This window comes from Ruegeria sp. HKCCD8929, from assembly GCF_013031405.1.
Lineage (GTDB): Bacteria > Pseudomonadota > Alphaproteobacteria > Rhodobacterales > Rhodobacteraceae > Ruegeria.
Genome location: NZ_WPZY01000009.1, coordinates 72484 through 91649, shown reverse-complemented (window position 1 = coordinate 91649; position 19166 = coordinate 72484). Strand labels below are relative to the sequence as shown.

General features: G+C 62.2%; 19 protein-coding genes. 14 read left to right on the top strand and 5 right to left on the bottom strand.

Annotation, left to right across the window (positions count from 1 at the left end; all coding sequences use genetic code 11):
• Positions 1–8: 8 nt before the first annotated feature.
• Positions 9–710: a response regulator gene (locus tag GOX53_RS15180; RefSeq protein WP_171177773.1), complete on the bottom strand. Its 702-nt coding sequence runs from the start codon at positions 708–710 to the stop codon at positions 9–11.
• Positions 707–1219 carry a MarR family winged helix-turn-helix transcriptional regulator gene (locus tag GOX53_RS15175; protein WP_171177772.1) on the bottom strand — a complete coding sequence of 171 codons (513 nt, stop codon included), beginning with the start codon at positions 1217–1219 and terminating at the stop codon, positions 707–709. The genes GOX53_RS15180 and GOX53_RS15175 overlap by 4 nt, the downstream gene beginning before the upstream one ends.
• Positions 1220–1382: 163 nt before the next feature.
• Between GOX53_RS15175 and GOX53_RS15170 the strand changes: the two genes are divergently transcribed.
• On the top strand, positions 1383–2249 hold the full coding sequence (locus GOX53_RS15170; protein WP_171177771.1) for a branched-chain amino acid aminotransferase: 867 nt from the start codon (positions 1383–1385) through the stop codon (positions 2247–2249).
• 319 nt (positions 2250–2568) lie between these two features.
• Here GOX53_RS15170 and GOX53_RS15165 read toward each other — a convergent pair whose 3' ends face one another.
• Positions 2569–4239, bottom strand: a complete 1671-nt coding sequence (locus GOX53_RS15165; RefSeq protein ID WP_171177770.1) for a winged helix-turn-helix domain-containing tetratricopeptide repeat protein — start codon at positions 4237–4239, stop codon at positions 2569–2571.
• Positions 4240–4346: 107 nt separating this feature from the next.
• Here GOX53_RS15165 and GOX53_RS15160 point away from each other — a divergent pair, with 107 nt between their 5' ends.
• Both GOX53_RS15160 and GOX53_RS15155 read left to right on the top strand, forming a co-directional pair.
• Complete coding sequence (locus GOX53_RS15160) at positions 4347–4682, top strand: hypothetical protein (RefSeq protein ID WP_171177769.1); 336 nt, start codon at positions 4347–4349, stop codon at positions 4680–4682.
• Positions 4683–4848: 166 nt separating this feature from the next.
• Positions 4849–4989: a hypothetical protein gene (locus tag GOX53_RS15155; protein WP_171177767.1), complete on the top strand. Its 141-nt coding sequence runs from the start codon at positions 4849–4851 to the stop codon at positions 4987–4989.
• 27 nt (positions 4990–5016) lie between these two features.
• Here GOX53_RS15155 and GOX53_RS15150 read toward each other — a convergent pair whose 3' ends face one another.
• Positions 5017–5523 (bottom strand): RNA pyrophosphohydrolase, encoded by a 507-nt coding sequence (locus GOX53_RS15150; RefSeq protein ID WP_171177765.1) that lies wholly within the window; start codon positions 5521–5523, stop codon positions 5017–5019.
• A gap of 135 nt (positions 5524–5658) precedes the next feature.
• Between GOX53_RS15150 and GOX53_RS15145 the strand changes: the two genes are divergently transcribed.
• The 3 genes from GOX53_RS15145 to GOX53_RS15135 all read left to right on the top strand — a co-directional run bounded on the left by GOX53_RS15145 (position 5659) and on the right by GOX53_RS15135 (position 9087).
• A complete protein-coding gene (locus GOX53_RS15145) occupies positions 5659–7686 on the top strand; it encodes an NADPH-dependent 2,4-dienoyl-CoA reductase (protein WP_171177763.1) in 2028 nt (675 codons plus the stop codon).
• 156 nt (positions 7687–7842) lie between these two features.
• On the top strand, positions 7843–8238 hold the full coding sequence (locus tag GOX53_RS15140; RefSeq protein WP_171177761.1) for a DUF1801 domain-containing protein: 396 nt from the start codon (positions 7843–7845) through the stop codon (positions 8236–8238).
• Between the two features lie 234 nt (positions 8239–8472).
• Positions 8473–9087, top strand: coding sequence for a hypothetical protein (locus tag GOX53_RS15135; RefSeq protein WP_171177759.1), 615 nt, complete (start codon positions 8473–8475; stop codon positions 9085–9087).
• A 21-nt stretch (positions 9088–9108) separates the two neighbouring features.
• On the opposite strand, the gene GOX53_RS15130 is transcribed toward GOX53_RS15135, so the two are convergent.
• Entirely contained in the window at positions 9109–9375 is a 267-nt protein-coding gene (locus tag GOX53_RS15130) for a DUF1294 domain-containing protein (protein WP_254446578.1), read from the bottom strand.
• A 131-nt stretch (positions 9376–9506) separates the two neighbouring features.
• Between GOX53_RS15130 and GOX53_RS15125 the strand changes: the two genes are divergently transcribed.
• The 8 genes from GOX53_RS15125 to GOX53_RS15090 all read left to right on the top strand — a co-directional run bounded on the left by GOX53_RS15125 (position 9507) and on the right by GOX53_RS15090 (position 19078).
• A complete protein-coding gene (locus GOX53_RS15125) occupies positions 9507–10076 on the top strand; it encodes a helix-turn-helix domain-containing protein (protein WP_171177755.1) in 570 nt (189 codons plus the stop codon).
• On the top strand, positions 10076–10699 hold the full coding sequence (locus GOX53_RS15120; RefSeq protein ID WP_171177753.1) for a LysE family translocator: 624 nt from the start codon (positions 10076–10078) through the stop codon (positions 10697–10699). Before GOX53_RS15125 ends, GOX53_RS15120 begins: the two co-directional genes overlap by 1 nt.
• 4 nt (positions 10700–10703) lie before the next feature.
• Positions 10704–11081, top strand: coding sequence for a GFA family protein (locus tag GOX53_RS15115; protein WP_171177752.1), 378 nt, complete (start codon positions 10704–10706; stop codon positions 11079–11081).
• Between the two features lie 19 nt (positions 11082–11100).
• Positions 11101–13551 (top strand): FAD-dependent oxidoreductase, encoded by a 2451-nt coding sequence (locus tag GOX53_RS15110; protein ID WP_171177750.1) that lies wholly within the window; start codon positions 11101–11103, stop codon positions 13549–13551.
• Positions 13552–13589: 38 nt separating this feature from the next.
• A complete protein-coding gene (locus tag GOX53_RS15105) occupies positions 13590–14636 on the top strand; it encodes an alcohol dehydrogenase family protein (protein WP_171177748.1) in 1047 nt (348 codons plus the stop codon).
• Between the two features lie 9 nt (positions 14637–14645).
• Positions 14646–15539: a homocysteine S-methyltransferase family protein gene (locus tag GOX53_RS15100; RefSeq protein WP_171177746.1), complete on the top strand. Its 894-nt coding sequence runs from the start codon at positions 14646–14648 to the stop codon at positions 15537–15539.
• A gap of 12 nt (positions 15540–15551) precedes the next feature.
• On the top strand, positions 15552–16535 hold the full coding sequence (locus GOX53_RS15095; protein WP_171177744.1) for a GlxA family transcriptional regulator: 984 nt from the start codon (positions 15552–15554) through the stop codon (positions 16533–16535).
• A gap of 89 nt (positions 16536–16624) precedes the next feature.
• Positions 16625–19078, top strand: coding sequence for an FAD-dependent oxidoreductase (locus GOX53_RS15090; protein ID WP_171177742.1), 2454 nt, complete (start codon positions 16625–16627; stop codon positions 19076–19078).
• Positions 19079–19166 lie beyond the last annotated feature (88 nt).

Here is a 19166-nt window from a genome sequence, read left to right as displayed (position 1 = left end):
TTGGCCGCTCAGTCCGGCGCCAGCATATATCCCGCGCCCCGCACCGTCTGCAGATAGCGCGGTTGCTTGGGGTCCTGTTCGATCTTGCGGCGCAGGCGGGTGATCTGTACGTCCACCGCGCGCTCTTGCGCCTGGCCCTTGTCGCGGCCCAGATCCTCGACCAGCTTGGCGCGGCTGATGGGCTCACCCGGTTGGGCCGAGAAGATCTTCATCAGCTGGCTTTCGGTCGCGGTCAGGCGCACCGGGTCGTCGCCCTGCCACATCTCGCCGCGTTCGATGTCGTAGCGGATCGGGCCCAGATGCAGGATCTTGGGCGCGGTGTCCTGCGCCGGGGTGTCGGGCATCCGCCGCAGGATGGCGTTGATCCTGAGCAGCAGTTCCTTGGGCTCGAACGGTTTGGCGAGGTAATCGTCGGCCCCGGCCTCAAGCCCCGCGATCCGGTGTTCGGTCTCGCCGCGGGCGGTCAGCAGCAGGATCGGGGTGGCCTGGGTTTCGCGCAGACTGCGTGTCAGGCTGACCCCGTCCTCGCCCGGCATCATCACATCCATCACGATCAGGTCGAAATCCAGCCCCGACAGCACCCGCCGCGCATGGGCCGCATCCCGGGCAGCCGTCACCAGAAAGCCGTTGCGCATCAGGAATTTCTTGAGCAGGTCGCGGATCCGCTCGTCATCGTCGACAATCAGCAGGTGGGCGTCCAGATCGCTCATGAGGTGGTATCCCGCAGTTTGGTGTAGGCCCGACGCATATCAGCATCCATCATTGCTTCAAGTACTTTGCGGAAACCGGTTACCGCCTCGGGCCCGGCCTCTTTGTAGGCGGCGCGCATGCGGGCGCGCTGGGCATCGGACAGTTTTGTCTCAAGCGCGGCGCCCGCCTCGGTCAGGAACAGGTGCCGTTCACGCTTGTCGACGGTGCCGACGCGGCTTTCGACCAGCCCGTCGGCGATCAGGGTCCGAAGCACCCGGTTCAGAGACTGTTTGGTGACGCCCAGAATGGCCAGCAGATTGTTCACCGTGGTGCCCGGCGCGCGGTTGATGAAATGGATCGCCCGGTGATGGGCGCGGCCATAGGCCAGCTCGGCCAGAATCCGGTCGGGATCGGCGGTAAACCCGCGATAGGCAAAGAACATTGCCTCGATCCCCTGCCGCAACTGCTCGTCGGTCAGAAACAGCAGGCTTTCTCCGCCAAATGCCTGCGCCGTACGGGTTTCGGACATGTTATCGCGCCCCATTTTGTTGCTTCCGGCCACTTTATGTCAGTCTTGTTGACATTCCAAGAGTGAACAGGTATCGAATCGAAGCTTTTGCGCAACAATGTGTCCGCTTCGGTCCTAAGTTGCGCAATTTTCGGAAAATCGGCCCGGTTCAGGAGGTTGCGGCATGGCGGGTTATGACGATCGTGATGGTGTCATATGGATGGATGGAGAGCTGGTCCCGTGGCGGGATGCACAGGTACATATCCTGACCCACGCCATGCACTATGCCTCGTCGGTGTTCGAGGGCGAGCGCGCCTATAACGGCAAGATCTTCAAGAGCCGTGAGCATTCCGAGCGTCTGATTGCCTCTGCCGAGGCGCTGGACATGCCGATGCCCTACACGGTGGATCAGATCGAGGCCGCGAAGGAAGAGACGCTCAAAGCCTCCGGCCTGCAGGACGCTTACGTGCGCGCCCTCGTGTGGCGGGGCTCGGGTGAAGACATGGGCGTGGCGTCGGCTGCGAACCCGGTGCGCATGGCGATCGCGGTCTGGGGTTGGGGGGCGTATTATGGCGACGCCAAGATGCAGGGCGCCAAGCTGGCGATTGCCGAGTGGAAACGGCCCAGCCCCGAGACCATCCCGGTGCATGCCAAGGCCGCCGGTCTCTACATGATCTGCACCATCTCCAAGCATAAGGCGACGGCGCAGGGCTGCTCGGATGCGCTGTTCATGGACTATCGCGGCTACGTGGCCGAGGCGACGGGGGCCAATATCTTTTTCGTCAAGGATGGCGAGGTGCACACCCCGCTGCCCGACTGTTTCCTGAACGGGCTCACCCGCCAGACGGTGATCGGCCTGCTCAAGGATCGCGGCATCACGGTGCATGAACGTCACATCATGCCGGAAGAGATGGAAGGGTTCGAACAATGCTGGCTGACCGGCACTGCCGCCGAGGTCACTCCGGTGGGCGAGATCGGGCCTTACCGGTTCGAGGTCGGCGACATCACCCGCGAGATTGCCGAGGCGTATGAGGCACTTGTGAGGAGCTGATCTGTCTGTCACGACGTGAACGCGCGGGGGTCTGATCCACCGCGCGTTTTGTTTGAGCTGGTAACCTGACTCCCACAGTTCTTCCTTTTAGCACTTGGGTTTCCTTTGACACCGACCCAGACCTTTGTTCAGCGCACAGAGAGCGGCCGGGGAGAGCCCAATTTCGACTAATGCTACGAAACGTATGAAGGTCAGCCTCTGTGCCAGACGTTGCGCAGAGACAGATCTGTGTCGAAGTCAAGAGATCGGTCATGCGTTCTGCTATTGAAATTACGAATGGCATTCCCCGAGGGAGTGAACCGGCGCGCCAAGGCCGGTGTCAGTCTTTCATCCCGGCAATACGCATGTGATCCAGATAGCGCTCTAACGCGCCGGGCGCGGTCCAGGTGTCGATACTTTCGGCGCGTTGCTCGGCAATCGTCGGCTCATGCGCGTCGGCGTAAAACACTTTGTATGCGTCCTGCGCCTTTTCGACCTCGCCGAGGCACGCATAGATCGCGGCCAGCATGCGGTGCGCGCCCTTCACGATCTTGTCCATTTGCAGAAAAGCATCAAGCGCTCCTTCACAGTCCCCCTTTTGCCAAAGTGCCCAACCCATCCTCCAATGGACGTTTCGAGAGTGGAAGGGGTCGATACCCTTGGCCCGTTCCAGTCGTTCGATTGCCTCGTCAGTACGGCCAACATTGAGCAAGGGAGTTGCACTGGCTGCCAGATACCGTGACGCGCTGGGATTAAGTGCCACTGCCTTGTCGTAGTGCGCCAACGCTTCTTCATTTTCGCCGCGCGAGCCTCTTAGCAACGCCAGTAAGTAGTGTGTGCTTGGATCGTCCGCAGCGATTTCTAGTGCTTTAAGGCCATGCTCCAGCGCGGTATCGAAGGCTTCCTGCCGATCCCAGCCATGCCAGCCGAATTCGCCGGCATGACGATACACGAACACCATACCGAGATGTGCATAGTGGCTGTCGGGGTCCACTTCGAAAATTTTCTGTACGGTTTCGTATGCTTTCCAATTGCTTGCTTCGGAAAAGTCATCAACGACGAATTGACGGGCCTTCAGGAACAGATGCTGGGCGGTGACTTTGTCCGGGTCGCTCACGGGGCTTGGGCGCATGAGGCGCTCGCCCACACGGTCAGCGAGCGTTCGGACGATTTGGTCCTGCACAACAAACAGATCCCCGATGTTCTGGTCGTAGGTATGCGCCCAAAGATGCTCTCCGGTTGTGGCGTCTATGAGCTGCGCAGTGACCTTCAGCTTGTCACCTGACTTTTGCTGGCTGCCCTCAAGGACGAATTGTACCCCAAGTTCTTCGCCGATCTGATGAATGTCGATGGGCTGGCCGCGATAACGGAAACTCGAGTTGCGGGCGATCACGTCATAAAAACGCGACCGGGCAAGTTCGGTGATAATGCCTTCGGCGATCGCATCCGACAGGTAGCCCTTATCCTCGCCCGCGCTGAAATCGTCGAAGGCCAGCACCGCGATGCGCGGGGAGTGGTCGCTTTCACCGCGCGGCGGATCACCAGGTATCAGATAGATCATGCCGATCAGCGCCAGCGCGGCTAGCGACGCAATCGCTATGACGTTACGCCGTCTGGCCGAAGGGCTAGCCCGGGACGCGAGACCGGTATGAACTGTCTTTTCGGCGGTATCGACCGGTGTCGCGTTGAGTTTGTACCCCTTCTTAGGAAATGTCTGAACCAGTTTGTGATCCGTGTCACCTAGCGCCCGCCGGATATCAGCGATGCATTGGACGAGGCTGTCATCGGTCACAAAAGTATCGGCCCAGACGCGGTCTATCAGGGTGTCTTTGGAGACGATCTCTCCGGCATGCTGCACCAGAACCGCCAAAACGTCCGCGCTTTGGCTGCGCAGATCAACGGTTTGTCCTGTAACGCTTTGAATCTCCAGATTTTCAAGAGAGAGCGTGAAATCGCCAATGCGAACGATTTCAGAAGAATTCGTGTCAATTTCGTCGCCATTTCGGGACAAATCACGCTCCTCCACGTGTCCTAATATAGCGAACCGGGCGCGCTGCTGGCAAGCTCACCAGCCCTCAGGCGGCGCGCATCAATCCGAGAAACGACAGGAGAAATAAGATGAAACTGATTATTTCCGCCGCGCTGACACTTGCCGCCGCCCAAGCCGAAAGCCGCATCGACGCGTTATGTGGGCCGGGCCATGTGAATGAGGCTGTGTCGTTGGAGGATATCGACGCCAACCCCGACGGCTACTATATCCGCAGCCTGAAAACGCAAATCCGCCACGGCGATCCACGTATTGTGCAGGCTGTCGGCGATGTGTTTCATCTGTGCACACGGCCCGCGGCAACGCCGGAGATGGACAGCACACTGGCAAATCTTTTGATCAACGAACGCGAAGTTAAGTACCTGTTTGTACCGCTTTGTCCAAAAACGAACGAGCCGAACAGTTGACCACTGACGTGGTGCAAGGCTGTGGCATCTTGGAAAACCCGCACACTCTAGAATGCGGACATTTATTCCGTAATTCTCGATGGCGGAATTGTCCACGGTGTGAACCCACCCACCACTTTCTGCATGTCGCCAATGGCGACTGGGGCAAATCCCGAGGCTGCAGTTCGTGACTGCGCTCTATTCGGATGCAGGCTATGCCGGCATCCGGGCGGTCTCACTTTTGCGGGATGTGCCAGTTCAAGGGAAAACGGTGCCGAAAAAAGGGAATCAAAGTGAGCGGATCGAAAAACACTTTGATCTCATTTAATAAATTACGGTGCCAAAGAGGGGTCATTTACCGGGATGGTGTTGCGCCATGGTCGAGGTGCTCGGAAAACACCGCGAGGACCTGTTCATAAACCGCGCGTTTGAAGGGCACGATGTCGCCCACCAGCCGCGCCGGGTCCTGCCATTTCCAGCGGGTGAACTCGGGGTGATCGGTCTCGATGTCGATCTGGTCGTCCGAGCCCACAAAGCGCAGCAGGAACCATTTCTGTTCCTGACCGCGATAGCGGCCTTTCCAGATCTTGGGCACGATGTCATGTGGCAGATCATAGGGCAGCCAATCCTCGGATTCGGCGATGACCTCGACCAGGTCAGAACGTATGCCGGTCTCTTCCCACAGCTCGCGCAGGGCCGCGGCGCGTGGGTCTTCGCCCTTGTCCACCCCGCCCTGCGGCATCTGCCAGGCGTCCTTGTGACGGTCGTTGCGCTGGCCGACAAAGATCTTGCCGTCGGTATTCATCAGCATCAGCCCGACGCAGGGGCGGTAGGGCAGTCTGGCGATTTCTTCGGGGGTCATCTGCGGCCTCGTCCTGAATTCACCCTTCTCTAACAAGCACCATCCCGGCAGAACAGGGGGTGACGTCAGGTTTCGCGTGACAAAGTTGACGTGCGCGTCAATCTTCGGCGCAAATCCTGAGGGAGAGTTTTCGTGATGACTGCGTACCCGAACATGCTGGCGCCGCTGGACCTGGGCTTTACCACCTTGAAGAACCGCGTCCTGATGGGTTCGATGCATACCGGTCTGGAAGAGACCGGCGACTGGAACCGCGTGGCCGAGTTCTATGCCGATCGCGCGCGCGGCGGCGTGGCGCTGATGGTGACCGGCGGGATCGGTCCGAACCTTGAGGGTTCGGTCCTGCCCGGGGCGTCGATGATGGTATCCGACAAGGACGTGGCGAACCACTCGATTGTCACGGAGCGAGTGCATGAGGCGGGCGGCAAGATCGCGATGCAGATCCTGCATGCGGGCCGTTATGCCTATGGGCCGAAATGCGTCGCACCCAGCCCGGTGAAGTCGCCCATTTCTCCGTTCCCGCCGCATGAGCTGGACGAGGAAGGGATCGGGAAGCAGATTTCCGACATCGTGAATGCCGCGGTTCTGGCGCAGCACGCGGGCTATGACGGGGTCGAGATCATGGGGTCCGAGGGGTATTTCCTCAACCAGTTCCTCGTCACCCATACCAACAAGCGCACCGACCGCTGGGGCGGATCGTATGAGAACCGGATGCGCCTGCCGATCGAGGTGGTGCGCCGCACGCGCGAGGCGGTCGGCACCGATTTCATCATCATCTACCGGCTGTCGATGATCGATCTGGTGCCCAATGGCTCGACCCATGACGAGGTAGTGCAACTGGCGCAGGAGATCGAGAAGGCCGGGGCCACGATCATCAACACCGGCATCGGCTGGCACGAGGCGCGGATACCGACGATTGCCACCAGCGTGCCGCGCGCGGCCTTTGCCTGGGTCACCAAGAAGCTGATGGGCAAGGTGTCTATCCCGGTGATCACCTCGAACCGGATCAACACGCCGGAGGTGGCCGAGCAGGTGCTGGTTGAGGGCTGCGCCGACATGGTGTCGCTGGCCCGGCCGATGCTGGCGGATGCCGAGTTCGTCGCCAAGGCCCAGACCGGACGGGCCACCCAGATCGCGCCCTGCATTGCCTGCAACCAGGCCTGTCTGGATCACACGTTCAACGGCAAGCTGACCTCGTGTCTGGTGAACCCGCGTGCGTGTCATGAGACGGAACTTGTGATCGAAAAGGCAGAGACGCCCAAGCGCGTTGCCGTCGTCGGCGCGGGGCCTGCCGGGCTCTCCACCGCCATGACCGCCGCCCAGCGCGGGCACAGCGTTACCCTGTTCGACAGGGCCGATGAGATCGGCGGGCAGCTCAACATGGCCAAGCAGGTACCGGGCAAGGAAGAGTTCTGGGGCCTCGTGGACTGGTACCGCACCATGGTGGCCGATCTGGGCATTGTGCTGGAACTCGGCCGCGAGGTGACGGCGGATGACCTGACCGGCTTTGACGAGGTGGTGATTGCCACAGGCGTCACCCCGCGCGATCCGCAGATCCCCGGGCAGGACCGGGACAATGTGCTGAACTATATCGACGTGCTGCGCGGCAAGGCCCCGGTTGGCAAATCGGTGGCCGTGATCGGCGCCGGCGGCATCGGGTTCGACGTCTCGGAATACCTGCTGCATGAGGGCGAAAGCCCGACCGAGGATCTGCCTCTGTGGATGAAGGAATGGGGCGTGACCGACCCGGCGGAGCACCGCGCGGGCCTCGCCCCCGAAGGTCCGCAGCCCGAGGCACCCGCACGGCAGATCACGCTGCTGCAACGCAAGAAACAGGCGCATGGCAAGGGCTTGGGCAAGACCACCGGCTGGATTCACCGCGCCACGCTGAAGATGAAGGGTGTGAATTTCGTTGGCGGCGTGAACTATGAGCGCATCGACGACGCGGGCCTGCATGTGAGCTTTGGCGAGGCGCGCGAGAACCCGACCGTGATCGAGGCCGAGACCATCGTGCTGTGCGCCGGTCAGGTCTCGGACCGCTCGCTGGCGGACGCGCTGATCGACCGGGGCGTGACCCCGCATGTGATCGGCGGCGCGGATGTGGCCGCCGAGCTGGACGCCAAACGCGCGATCAATCAGGGGACGCGGCTGGCCGCGACGTTCTAGGGTCCTGAACAGTCGAACGTCGGATGACTTTGACCTTCACGTCACAAACTGACCCGAAATTGAACAACAGACCTTGGCGCAAGCTGCGGCGCAGGTGTCGAAAAGGGCCCGAGCAGGACATTCAATTGTCTTCGATCCAATGCTATTCATGTTGTCATGAAACCTACAACAATTTCCGAGTTTCACGGTGCTCAGTCGCCAGAAGACAGAGCTATATGTGACCTGCTACGTAGCGAGATTGACATTGGCCTCCCAAATGCCGAGAGCAAGATATGGCATGGCCATCCGGTCTGGTTTCTGGCTGGAAATCCGATTGTCGGGTATAGCAAGCTAAAGGGCTGTATCCGCCTGATGTTTTGGAGTGGCGCCGATTTTGGCGAGCCCAGTCTGAAGCCAGGGACGGGCAAATTCAAAGACGCATCAGTCCGCTACACCGCCACCGAAGAAATAGATGCGGAAGATCTGAAGCGGTGGCTGACAAAGGGTCAGAACATCCAGTGGGATTATAAGAACATTTACAAGCGTAAGGGGCGGTTGGAACGATTGATCTGAGGAGGTTCGCTAAATGACCTTTCGACCGTTTCGTCCGGCACAGCCGACGTTGGGTCGAATATGCTTGTCGTTTGGGCCAGTGATGCGCGACGCGGTTCACTGATCGGATTCAGAAAATCACGCTCTTCGACTCAAAGTTTCACGACGCTCCACATGAACCTAAGCAAACTTTGGGCAAATGAGGTGATGTGTTAACCTGTTGTCATTCTTTGAACCCGATTTGGATTGAATGACATGTCAGACGCACTCACCTACATCCCGCTGCTCGACGGCGATGAAACCCTGTCCGGCTATCGGTTCCGCGTGGGCGGCCCGTCCGGCGAAGAAGGCCTTGCGACGACGGCGGCCGGTGCGCCGGAGGACGTGGTGACTCTGGATCAGCATTTTGTCACCTCGGTCGCCTATACACGCGAGGCAAGCGGCAAGATGAGCTGGTTCGCGGGGCTGCTGAAGGGCGATGCCGAGGGTAAATCCGTCGGCGTCGTGCAAGAGGCCAAGATGTATACGGTCCGCGAGATCGAGGGCCAGCGGGTCGAGATCGGTGTCGCGGTGCAGCTCAAGATCGAGGCGACCACCTTCAAGAGCAGCGTTCAGGTCACCGTTCCCAACATCGCCGCCGAGGCGCAACTGGGCCTGTCGCGCGCGCAGATGGAGATCAGCGTTCGCGGCTATTGCGGCATGCTGGGTGAGATGCTGCCCGCGCCCAGCGGCGTCAACCTGGCCTCATACGCGCATTACATCGAAGCCTTTGCCAAGCTGCAAAAGCTTGTCTTTGGACCCAGCGGACAGGCGCATTTCTCGCCCGTCGTGCTGGGCCGGGTCATACGCGGGGAGGCCGGTGCGGCGTGACGTATCGGAGCGCGGAACAGGTCACCGCAGTTCCGGCAGGATTTCCGTCAGCAGGAAATAGCCGACCACGGCCTGGATCGCGACGATGATGAACAGCCATTTGACGAAGCCGCGCTTGCGGGTTTTGTGACGGAAGATCCAGCGTCCGACCAGCGCGCCGGGGCTGCCGCCGATGGCCGCCAGCCATAGCAGCCTGCGTTCCGGAATACGCCAGCGCCGCCGGCGGGCCTGCAGCTTGTCCCAGCCGAATGCCAGCACCGTCGCCCCGTTGACGATCCAGAGATACATGATCGCGATCCACATGGCCGCCGGGATAGCCGAGTAAGAATCCGAAGGCCAATGAAAAAACGTTTGGAAATTTCACCGATTCGCGGCATCGTGAAAATCAGCGAGAATTTTTCACGACCCGGACCACAGCCTTGAACAGTCAAGCTCCACAAAGTGCAACCTTGGGTGCCGATCTGAGGGCCCTGCGCAAGGCGCGTGGGCTGACCCTGGTGGACATTGCCGAGCGGCTCGACCGGTCCGTCGGCTGGCTCAGCCAGGTGGAGCGCGACAAGTCCGAGCCCTCGATCTCGGACCTGCGGCTGATCGCTGAGTGTCTGGGCGTGCCGATGTCGATGCTGTTTGCGCATCACTCGGTGCCCGCCGAGGAACAGGGGTACGTGGTGCGCGCCGGGGCGCGGCGGGCCATGGGGTCGGGTTATGAGGGGCTGATCGAAGAGCTGCTCTCGCCCGATCTGACAGACGATTTCGAGATGGTGCATTCCACGTTCCAGCCCCGGTCGCTGATGCAGAACCCGGCCGAGCGCCCGACGCAGGAGGTCGGGTACATGGTCTCGGGCCGGCTGGAACTGACCATCGGCGACCGGTTTTTTACCGTCGGCCCTGGCGACAGTTTCCGGATCCGGAACGAACCCTATCAATGGGCCAACCCCTATGACGAGCCAGCCGTGGCCGTCTGGGTCATCGCGCCACCGGTGTACTGATGAGTTTCGAGGCCTGGACCATATTCGCGCTGTTCTGGGTGGTCTTCGTCACCACCCCGGGGCCGAACGCGGTCAACTGCATCTCGAACGGGATGAGCCTGCCCTTTGCCAAGGCCCTGCTGGGCGTGCTGGCGATCCTGACGCAGGCCAGCGCGTTTCTGATCCTGTCGGCGCTGGGGGTCACCGCTCTGATCGCCGCCTCGCCGACCGGGTTCTTTGCCGCCAAGCTGATCGGCGCGGGGTTTCTGATCTGGCTGGGAGTGCGGGGCTGGATGAATGCGACCAAACCCGTGCCCGCCACCGAACGTCCGGCGCGCCACATCTATCTGCACGCGCTTGCCATCGCGACGATCAATCCCAAGAGCGTCGCGGGCTACCTTGCCGCGTTTTCGCAATTCGTGCAGCCCGGCGTGCCGATCTGGCAGCAGATGACCGTGATCATGCCCACCGCGCTCACCATCACCGCACTCAGCTATACCGGGTTCACCTTGCTTGGGGCTCTGATGGGCCGCGCGGCGATGGGGGCGGTGTTCAACGCGTGGGTGCGCCGGGTCATGGCCACCTGTTTCATCATCTACGGTGTGTTGCTGGGCACCAGCACCACGCCTGCAGCAAGGGGGTAAACAGATGCATACCGGTTCCTGCCTGTGCGGCTCGGTCGCCTTCCGCATCGACGGAGAGCTTTCCCCGCCCTCGGCCTGCCATTGCGGCCAGTGCCGCAGACAGTCGGGCCATATCTGGTCCTCGGCCTCGACCCACGAAAACAACCTGAGTTTCGCCGCCAGCGACACGCTCGGCTGGTTCCGCGCCTCGGACATCGCCAAGCGCGGCTTTTGCAGCAATTGCGGATCGTTCCTGTTCTGGAAGCACAATGACGAGGACACGATCTCGATCTCCATGGGGGCGCTCAATGCGCCCACCGGACTGACCCTCGCCCGTCACATCTTTGTGGCGGACAAGGGAGACTACTACGACATCACGGACGACCTGCCTCAAGAGGCATGAATAAAGGGAACAGAAAGACATGAGTGATTTTCCGACAAAGGCCCGCGTGGTCATTATCGGTGGCGGTGTGGTGGGGACCTCCTCGCTCTACCATCTGGCCAAGAAGGGATGGACCGATTGCGTTCTGCTGGAAAAGAACGAGCTGACCGCCGGCTCGACCTGGCATGCGGCGGGCAACGTGCCGACATTCTCGACCTCGTGGGCGATCATGAACATGCAGCGCTATTCGACCGAGCTGTATGCGCGGCTGGGGGAAGAGGTCGATTACCCGATGAACTATCACCAGTCGGGCTCGATCCGTCTGGCGCATACCAAGGAACGGGTGCAGGAGTTCGAGCGCGCCCACGCCATGGGCCGCTATCAGGGCATCGAGATGGAGATGTGGTCGCCCGAAGAGGCGAAGGAGCGCTATCCGTTCTTGGAAACCCACGACCTCGAAGGTGTTCTGTACGATCCCAGCGATGGCGACATCGACCCGGCGCAGCTGACCCAGGCGCTGGCCAAGGGTGCGCGCGACATGGGCGCCCGCATCCTGCGCTTCACCCCGGCCACCGGTGTGACCCAGCATCAGGACGGGACGTGGACCGTGCATACCGGGAAAGGCGTTATCGACTGCGATTATGTGGTCAACGCTGCCGGGTATTACGCACAGCGTGTCGGCGAATGGTTCAAGCCGTATGGCGGGCGCACCGTGCCGATGATGGTGATGAGCCACCAGTACCTGCTGACCGATGAAATCCCCGAGGTCGAAGCGTGGTCCAAGGCGCATGGCGGAAGCAAGCTGCCGCTGCTGCGCGACGTGGATATCTCGTACTACCTGCGGCAGGAGAAGCACGGCTTCAACCTCGGCCCGTATGAGCCGAACTGCAAGGCGCATTGGGATACCGACGCGGACCCGATGCCCGACGATTTCAGCTTTCAGCTCTGGTCCGACGATCTGGACCGGATCGAGGATATCGTCACCGATGCGATGGAGCGGGTGCCGCTGATGGCGACCTCGGGTGTGTCCCGGGTCATCAACGGCCCGATCCCCTATGCGCCCGACGGTCTGCCGCTGATCGGTCCGATGCCGGGCGTGAAGAACGCGTTCGAGGCCTGTGTCTTTACCTTCGGCATCGCCCAGGGCGGCGGCGCGGGCAAGGTGCTGGCCGAATGGATCGTCGATGGCGCCACCGAGTGGGACATGTGGGCGGTCGATCCGCGCCGCTACACCGACTACACCGATCACGACTATTGCGTGAAAAAGGGGATGGAGACCTACGGCAACGAATACTCCATGCATTTCCCCTATCACGAATGGCCCGCCGCGCGGGACAAGAAGCTGTCGCCGGTACATTCACGCGTCAAGGAACTGGGCGGTGTCATGGGCGCCTACAATGGCTGGGAACGCGCCAACTGGTTCGCGCAGCCGGGCGATGATGTGTCCGAGGAAAGCACCCACACCTGGGGCCGGTCGGGCCCGTGGGAGCAGCGGATCAAAGAGGAATGTGAGGCCGTGCGCGACCATTGCGGTGTGCTCGACCTGCCGGGTTTCTCGCGCTTCATGGTCAAGGGCGAGGGTGCCGCAGAGGCGCTGCGCGGTCTGGTTACCGGCGGTCTGCCCAAGGTGGGGCGCATCAACCTCGTCTATATCTCGGACCCCCGCGGCCGCATCCTGACCGAGATGTCCTGTGTCCGCATGGGCGAGGATGAGTTCATGATGATCACCGCCGCTCCCGCGCAATGGCATGACCGCGACCTGCTGCAGAACGTGATGCCTGCCGGTGTTACCGTCGAGGATGTGACCACCACCCGCGACACGCTGATCGTCACCGGCCCGAAATCGCGCGAGATTCTGTCGGGCCTGACCGACGCGGACCTGTCCTCGGGCTGGCTGACCCATCAGTCGGCCACCGTTGCGGGCCAGCCTGCCTATCTGATCCGAGTCTCGTTTGCCGGTGAGCTGGGCTGGGAGGTGCATGCGCTCAACGAGCATATGCCTGCGATCTACGAGGCCATCCTTGCCGCAGGTGCCAAGCCGTTCGGCATGTATGCGCTGAATTCCCTGCGCATCGAAAAGGGCTATCGCGCGTGGAAGGGCGATCTGAGCTCCGACTACTCGCTACTGGAAGGCGGGCTGGAGCGGTTCGTCAAGCTCGACAAGCCGCAGGACTTCCCCGGCAAGGCGGCGATCCTGAGCGAAAGGCAGCAGGGTGTGAAAAAGGCCTTTGTCACCATGACGGTGGATGCGGGCGATTGCGACGCGCCGTATATGTCCTGCATCTGGCAGAATGGCGAGATCGTGGGCGAGACCACGTCCGGCGCCTGGGGTTATCGCGTCGGCAAGTCCATCGCGCTGGGCATGATCCGGGCCGAGCTTGCCAACCCGGGCACCGAGCTTGAGGTCGAGATCTACGGCGAGAAGCGCCGCGCGATTGTCGAGCAGGACCAACCCCTGTGGGATCCGGCCAACGAGCGCCTGCGCGCCTGATGTGACGGACCCGGCCCGCCCGTGAAAAGGAGAGAGCGATGACCCGGCTGATGCAAGGCGTCTATCTCACCCGGCATGGCGGGCCGGAGGCGCTGGAATGGCGCGAAGACATTCCTGTTCCGGTCCCCGGGCCGGGGCAGGTTCTGGTCCGGGTGGCAGCCGCCGGGGTCAACAACACCGACATCAATACCCGCGTTGGGTGGTATTCCCCGGACGTGACCGGCGCGACGGATGCTGTGGATCAGGAGGTGGATGCAGGCGGCTGGGGCGGTGCCCTGGCCTTTCCCCGCATTCAGGGCGGGGATCTGTGCGGCATCGTCGAAGAGGCCGGTCCTGATGCCGGGTTCAGCCCCGGGCAGCGGGTTACCTGCCCGATCAACCTGCCGCGCCCGTGCCCGGGCAACCCGCAGGGCTTTATCGCGTTGGGTTCGGAAATCGACGGCGCCTTTGCCCAATATTGTGTGGTTGACGTGGGGGATCTCTATGACGTCACCGCCTCGCCGCTGTCGGATGCGGAGATTGCCGCCATCCCTTGCGCGTTCGGCACCGCCGAAAACCTGCTGACCCGGGCCGGCGTCACTGCCGGGCACAAGGTTCTGATCACCGGTGCCTCGGGCGGGGTCGGGCTGGCGGCGGTGCAACTGGCCGCCTTGCGGGGTGCGTCGGTCTGGGGCGTGACCAGCCCGGCCAAGGCCGAGGTGGTCAGGGCGCAAGGCGCCGCCGAGACCTTTGACCGGGGCGCGCCGCTACCCAGGGACAAGTTCGACGTTGTCATCGACGTGGTGGGCGGCCCGGCCTGGCCCGGGCTTATCCTGGCGCTGAAACCCGGCGGGCATTATGCCGTCTCGGGGGCCATCGCAGGCCCGATGGTCGAGGCCGATCTGCGCGACATCTACCTGCGGGACATCACCATCCACGGCTGCACCCATCAGGCGCCCGAGGTTTTTGGCCGCCTTGTCACCCTGATCAACGAGGGCCGGATCAAGCCATTGATCTCAAAGACGTATCCGCTGCGCGACATAGCAACCGCACAGGAGGACTTTCAGTCCAAGGCCCTGCCCGGAAAACTGGTTCTGATTCCGTAAGAGGCTCGCATGGCACAAATCACGCTTCTGGATGGCTCGATCGGGCAGGAACTGGTGAAACGCAGCGGCGACCGGGCGACGCCGCTGTGGTCGACGCGGGTGATGATCGATTATCCCGATCTGGTGGGCGAGGTGCATGGTGAATACTTTCGCTGCGGCGCCACGGTTGCCACCACCAACACCTATGCCGTCCACCGCTCGCGCCTGGTGCGGGTGGGGATGGAGGATCAGGTGCCGACCCTGATCGACACCGCCCTGACGCAGGCCGAGCGCGCCCGCGCGGGAACCGGGAGCCGGATCGCCGGAGCACTGGGGCCGCTTCTGGCCTCGTACCGGCCCGACCTGAACCCTGACCCGGCGGACGCGGCGGAGAAGTTCGGCGAGCTTGTGGCCCTGATGGCGCCGCGCGTCGATCTGTTCCTGATCGAAACCGTGTCCTCGGTGCAGGAGGGCGAAGGCGCCCTGCGCGGCACGGAAGGCTGCGGCAAGCCGGTCTGGCTGGCGCTGACGGTGATGGACGATGACGGCACCCGCCTGCGCTCGGGCGAGGCGCTGGGCGACATTGCGCCGCTGGTCGCGCGCTTTGCCCCAACGGCGGTGCTGATAAACTGTTCCCGTCCCGAGGCGATCCCGGCGGCGCTGGAGATCGTCAAGGGGCTGGGCTGCCCGTTCGGGGCCTATGCCAACGGCTTCACCCGGATTTCTGACGGGTTCCTAAAGGACGCGCCCACCGTGGATGCGCTGGAACAGCGGCAGGATCTCGGCCCGCACGCCTATGCAACCCTCGCCATGGGCTGGGTCGAACAGGGTGCCACCATTGTCGGCGGCTGTTGCGAGGTTGGTCCCGATCACATCGCCGAGCTGGCCCGCGCCCTGCGCGCCGCCGGGCACGAGATCGTCTGAGGAGGCGGCGACATGGCAGTCAGAGGAGATTACGCATCGGCATCCGGCATTGCCCGGCAATGGCAGTTCGACATCATCGTGGCCGATGGGTTCGTGCTGACCGAGCTGGCGGGCGTGGTAGACGTGCTGCGGATCGCCAACCGTGTCTGCCCGATGCCGCCCTTCACCTTTACCTACCGCTCGCTCAAGGGCGGGCTGGTGTCCAGCAGCGCCGGGGCCTATGTGCCGACCGACCCGATCCCGGCTCAGCCGCGTGCGGATTATGTCTTTGTCATCGGCAACACCGATCCGGACAACCCGGAACTGTCGCTGGCGCGGGTGATCTCGGACTACACCTATCGCGATGCGAAGGTGTTCCTGCTGGCGGAGGCCGCCAGCCGCTATATCAAGGACAAGGGCGCCGAGGATCACGCGACCCATTGGGAAAACGCCTCGTTCCTGCGCGAGCGCGGCGCCGGGTTCGATGCCAAGTTTTCGATTGCCACCGAGCATGGCCCCGTCGTCACCTGCGCCGGGATGGGGGCCACGGTGGACGTCGCGCTGGCGGTGATCGGGCGGCATATCTCGGGCGCGGCGCGGATGACCGTGGCCGACATCATGCTGCATGAAAACATCCGCGATTTCAGCTCGATGCAGCCGTTTTCCGGGATCAAGACCACCACCACCGGCGATCAGACGCTGGACCAGTGCATCAAGATCATGCAGGCCAATATCGAAGAACCGGTGCCGATTAACGAACTGGTCAACGCGCTGGGCCTGTCCAACCGCTCGCTGGAACGCAAGTTCAAGTCCTATCTGGGCACCACCCCCAACGGGTTCTACCGCGAGATGCGGCTGGCCAAGGCCAACAACCTGCTGCTCAACACCACCATGAGCGTGCGCGAGATCGGTCTTGCCTGCGGCTTCCCGAACGGGTTTTCGGCGGTCTACAAGAGCTTTTACGGCATCACGCCCTTTGTCCTGCGCCGTCAGCGGCGGGCCGTCGGGCCGGGGTGATTATCGCCATTGGTGTGACGTTTTTGGTGGATTTTCTGCCGCCTTCCCATGGCAGGATGCGGCAAATCTGAAGATTCGGAGAGATGAGGATGGTTGATCTTCCCACCAAGGCCCGCGTGGTCATCATTGGCGGCGGCGTGATCGGATGTTCGGTCGCCTATCACCTGACGAAGAAGGGCTGGACCGATGTTGTGCTGCTGGAACGTAAGCAACTGACATCCGGCACCACCTGGCACGCCGCCGGTCTGATCGCCCAGCTGCGTGCAACGGCGAACATGACCAAGCTGGCGAAATACAGCCAGGAACTCTATGGCTCGCTGGAGGAAGAGACCGGCGTGGCCACCGGCTTCAAGCGCAACGGGTCGATCACCGTGGCGCTGACAGAAGAGCGCAAGGAAGAGATCTATCGTCAGGCCGCCATGGCCCGCGCCTTTGGCGTCGAGGTCGAGGAGATTTCCAACGAGCGGGTGCAGGAGCTTTATCCGCATCTGAACCTCGAAGGGGTCAAGGGCGCCGTGCACCTGCCGCTCGACGGACAGGGCGATCCGGCCAATATCGCGCTGGCGCTGGCCAAGGGCGCACGTCAGCGCGGCGGCATCGTCAAGGAGCGTGTGAAAGTCACCGATATCGTCAAGGACGGCCGCACCGTCATCGGTGTGGACTGGGTGGCCGATGATGGCAGCGTCTCGGGCCATATCGAATGCGACATGGTGGTGAACTGTGCGGGCATGTGGGGGCACGAAGTGGGCCGCATGGCGGGTGTCAACGTGCCGCTGCACGCCTGCGAGCATTTCTACATCGTCACCGAAAACATCGACGGCCTGACTCAGTTGCCGGTGCTGCGCGTGCCGGATGAATGCGCCTATTACAAGGAAGATGCGGGCAAGATCCTGCTGGGCGCGTTCGAGCCCAACGCCAAGCCCTGGGCGATGGAGGGCATTCCGGACACGTTCGAGTTCGACCAACTGCCCGAGGATTTCGACCATTTCGAACCGATCTTGGAAGCGGCGTGTGAACGCATGCCGATTCTGGCCGAGGCCGGTATCCACACCTTCTTCAACGGCCCGGAATCCTTCACGCCCGACGATGCCTATCACCTTGGGTTGGCTCCCGAGATGGACAATGTCTGGATCGCGGCGGGCTTCAACTCGATCGGTATCCAGTCTGCCGGGGGCGCGGGCATGGCGCTGGCCGAGTGGATGGACACGGGCGAGAAGCCGTTCGATCTGGGTGACGTGGACATCAGCCGGATGCAGCCGTTCCAGGGCAACAAACAGTACCTCTTTGAACGCTCGAAAGAAACGCTGGGTCTGCTTTATGCCGACCACTACCCCTATCGCCAAAAGGCCACCGCGCGCGGCGTACGGCGGACGCCGTTCCATCACCATCTGCTGGAACAGGGCGCGGTTATGGGCGAGCTGGCCGGGTGGGAACGTGCCAACTGGTTTGCGAACGAAGGGCAGGAGCGCGAATACCAGTACAGCTGGAAGCGCCAGAACTGGTTCGAGAACTCGGCCGCCGAGCACCGCGCCGTGCGCGAGAATGTGGGCATGTACGACATGTCCTCGTTCGGCAAGATCCGGGTCGAGGGGCCGGACGCGCAGGCCTTCATGAACTATATCGGTGGCGGCGATTATGCAGTGCCCAACGGCAAAATTGTCTACACCCAGTTCCTCAACCGTACCGGCGGGATCGAGGCTGACGTGACCGTCACCCGCCTGTCCGAGACCGCCTATCTGGTCGTCACCCCCGCCGCCACCAGGCTGGCCGACCAGACCTGGATGATGCGCCATTTGGGTGATTTCCGCGTCGTCATCACCGACGTGACCGCAGGCGAAGGCGTGCTGGCGGTCATGGGCCCGAACGCGCGCGCGCTGCTGGAGAAGGTTTCGCCCAACGATTTCTCGAACGCCGCCAACCCGTTTGGCACCGCGCAAAAGATCGAGCTGGGCATGGGCCTCGCCCGCGTCCACCGGGTAACTTACGTGGGTGAGCTTGGGTGGGAGGTCTATGTCTCCTCCGACATGGCGGGCCATGTGTTTGAGACGCTGCACGCGGCGGGTCAGGATATGGGGCTCAAGCTCTGCGGCATGCACATGATGGACAGCTGCCGGATCGAAAAGGGCTTCCGCCATTTCGGCCACGACATCACCTGCGAGGATCATGTGGTAGATGCGGGGCTGGGCTTTGCCGTCAAGGTCGACAAGGGCTGCGATTTCATCGGGCGCGAGGCTGTGATCGCGCGCAAGGAAAGCGGGCCCAAGAACCGTCTGGTGCAGTTCAGGCTGACCGATCCCGAGCCGCTGCTGTTCCACAATGAGCCGATCCTCCGTGACGGCGAATATGTGGGCTATCTGAGCTCGGGCAACTATGGCCACACGCTGGGGGGCGCCATCGGTCTGGGCTACGTGCCTTGCGAAGGCGAAAAGGCGGCGGATGTGCTGGGCTCGACCTACGAGATCGACGTTTGCGGTGTGAAGGTCAAAGCGGAAGCTTCCTTGAAGCCGATGTACGATCCAAAATCCGAACGGGTGAAGGTCTGAGCGGGTCGCCGGGCGGGGGCTCTGCCCCCATCGCGCATCGCGTCCGGGAAGCCTGTTCATCCCACCGGGATGTTTTCAAACAGAAGAA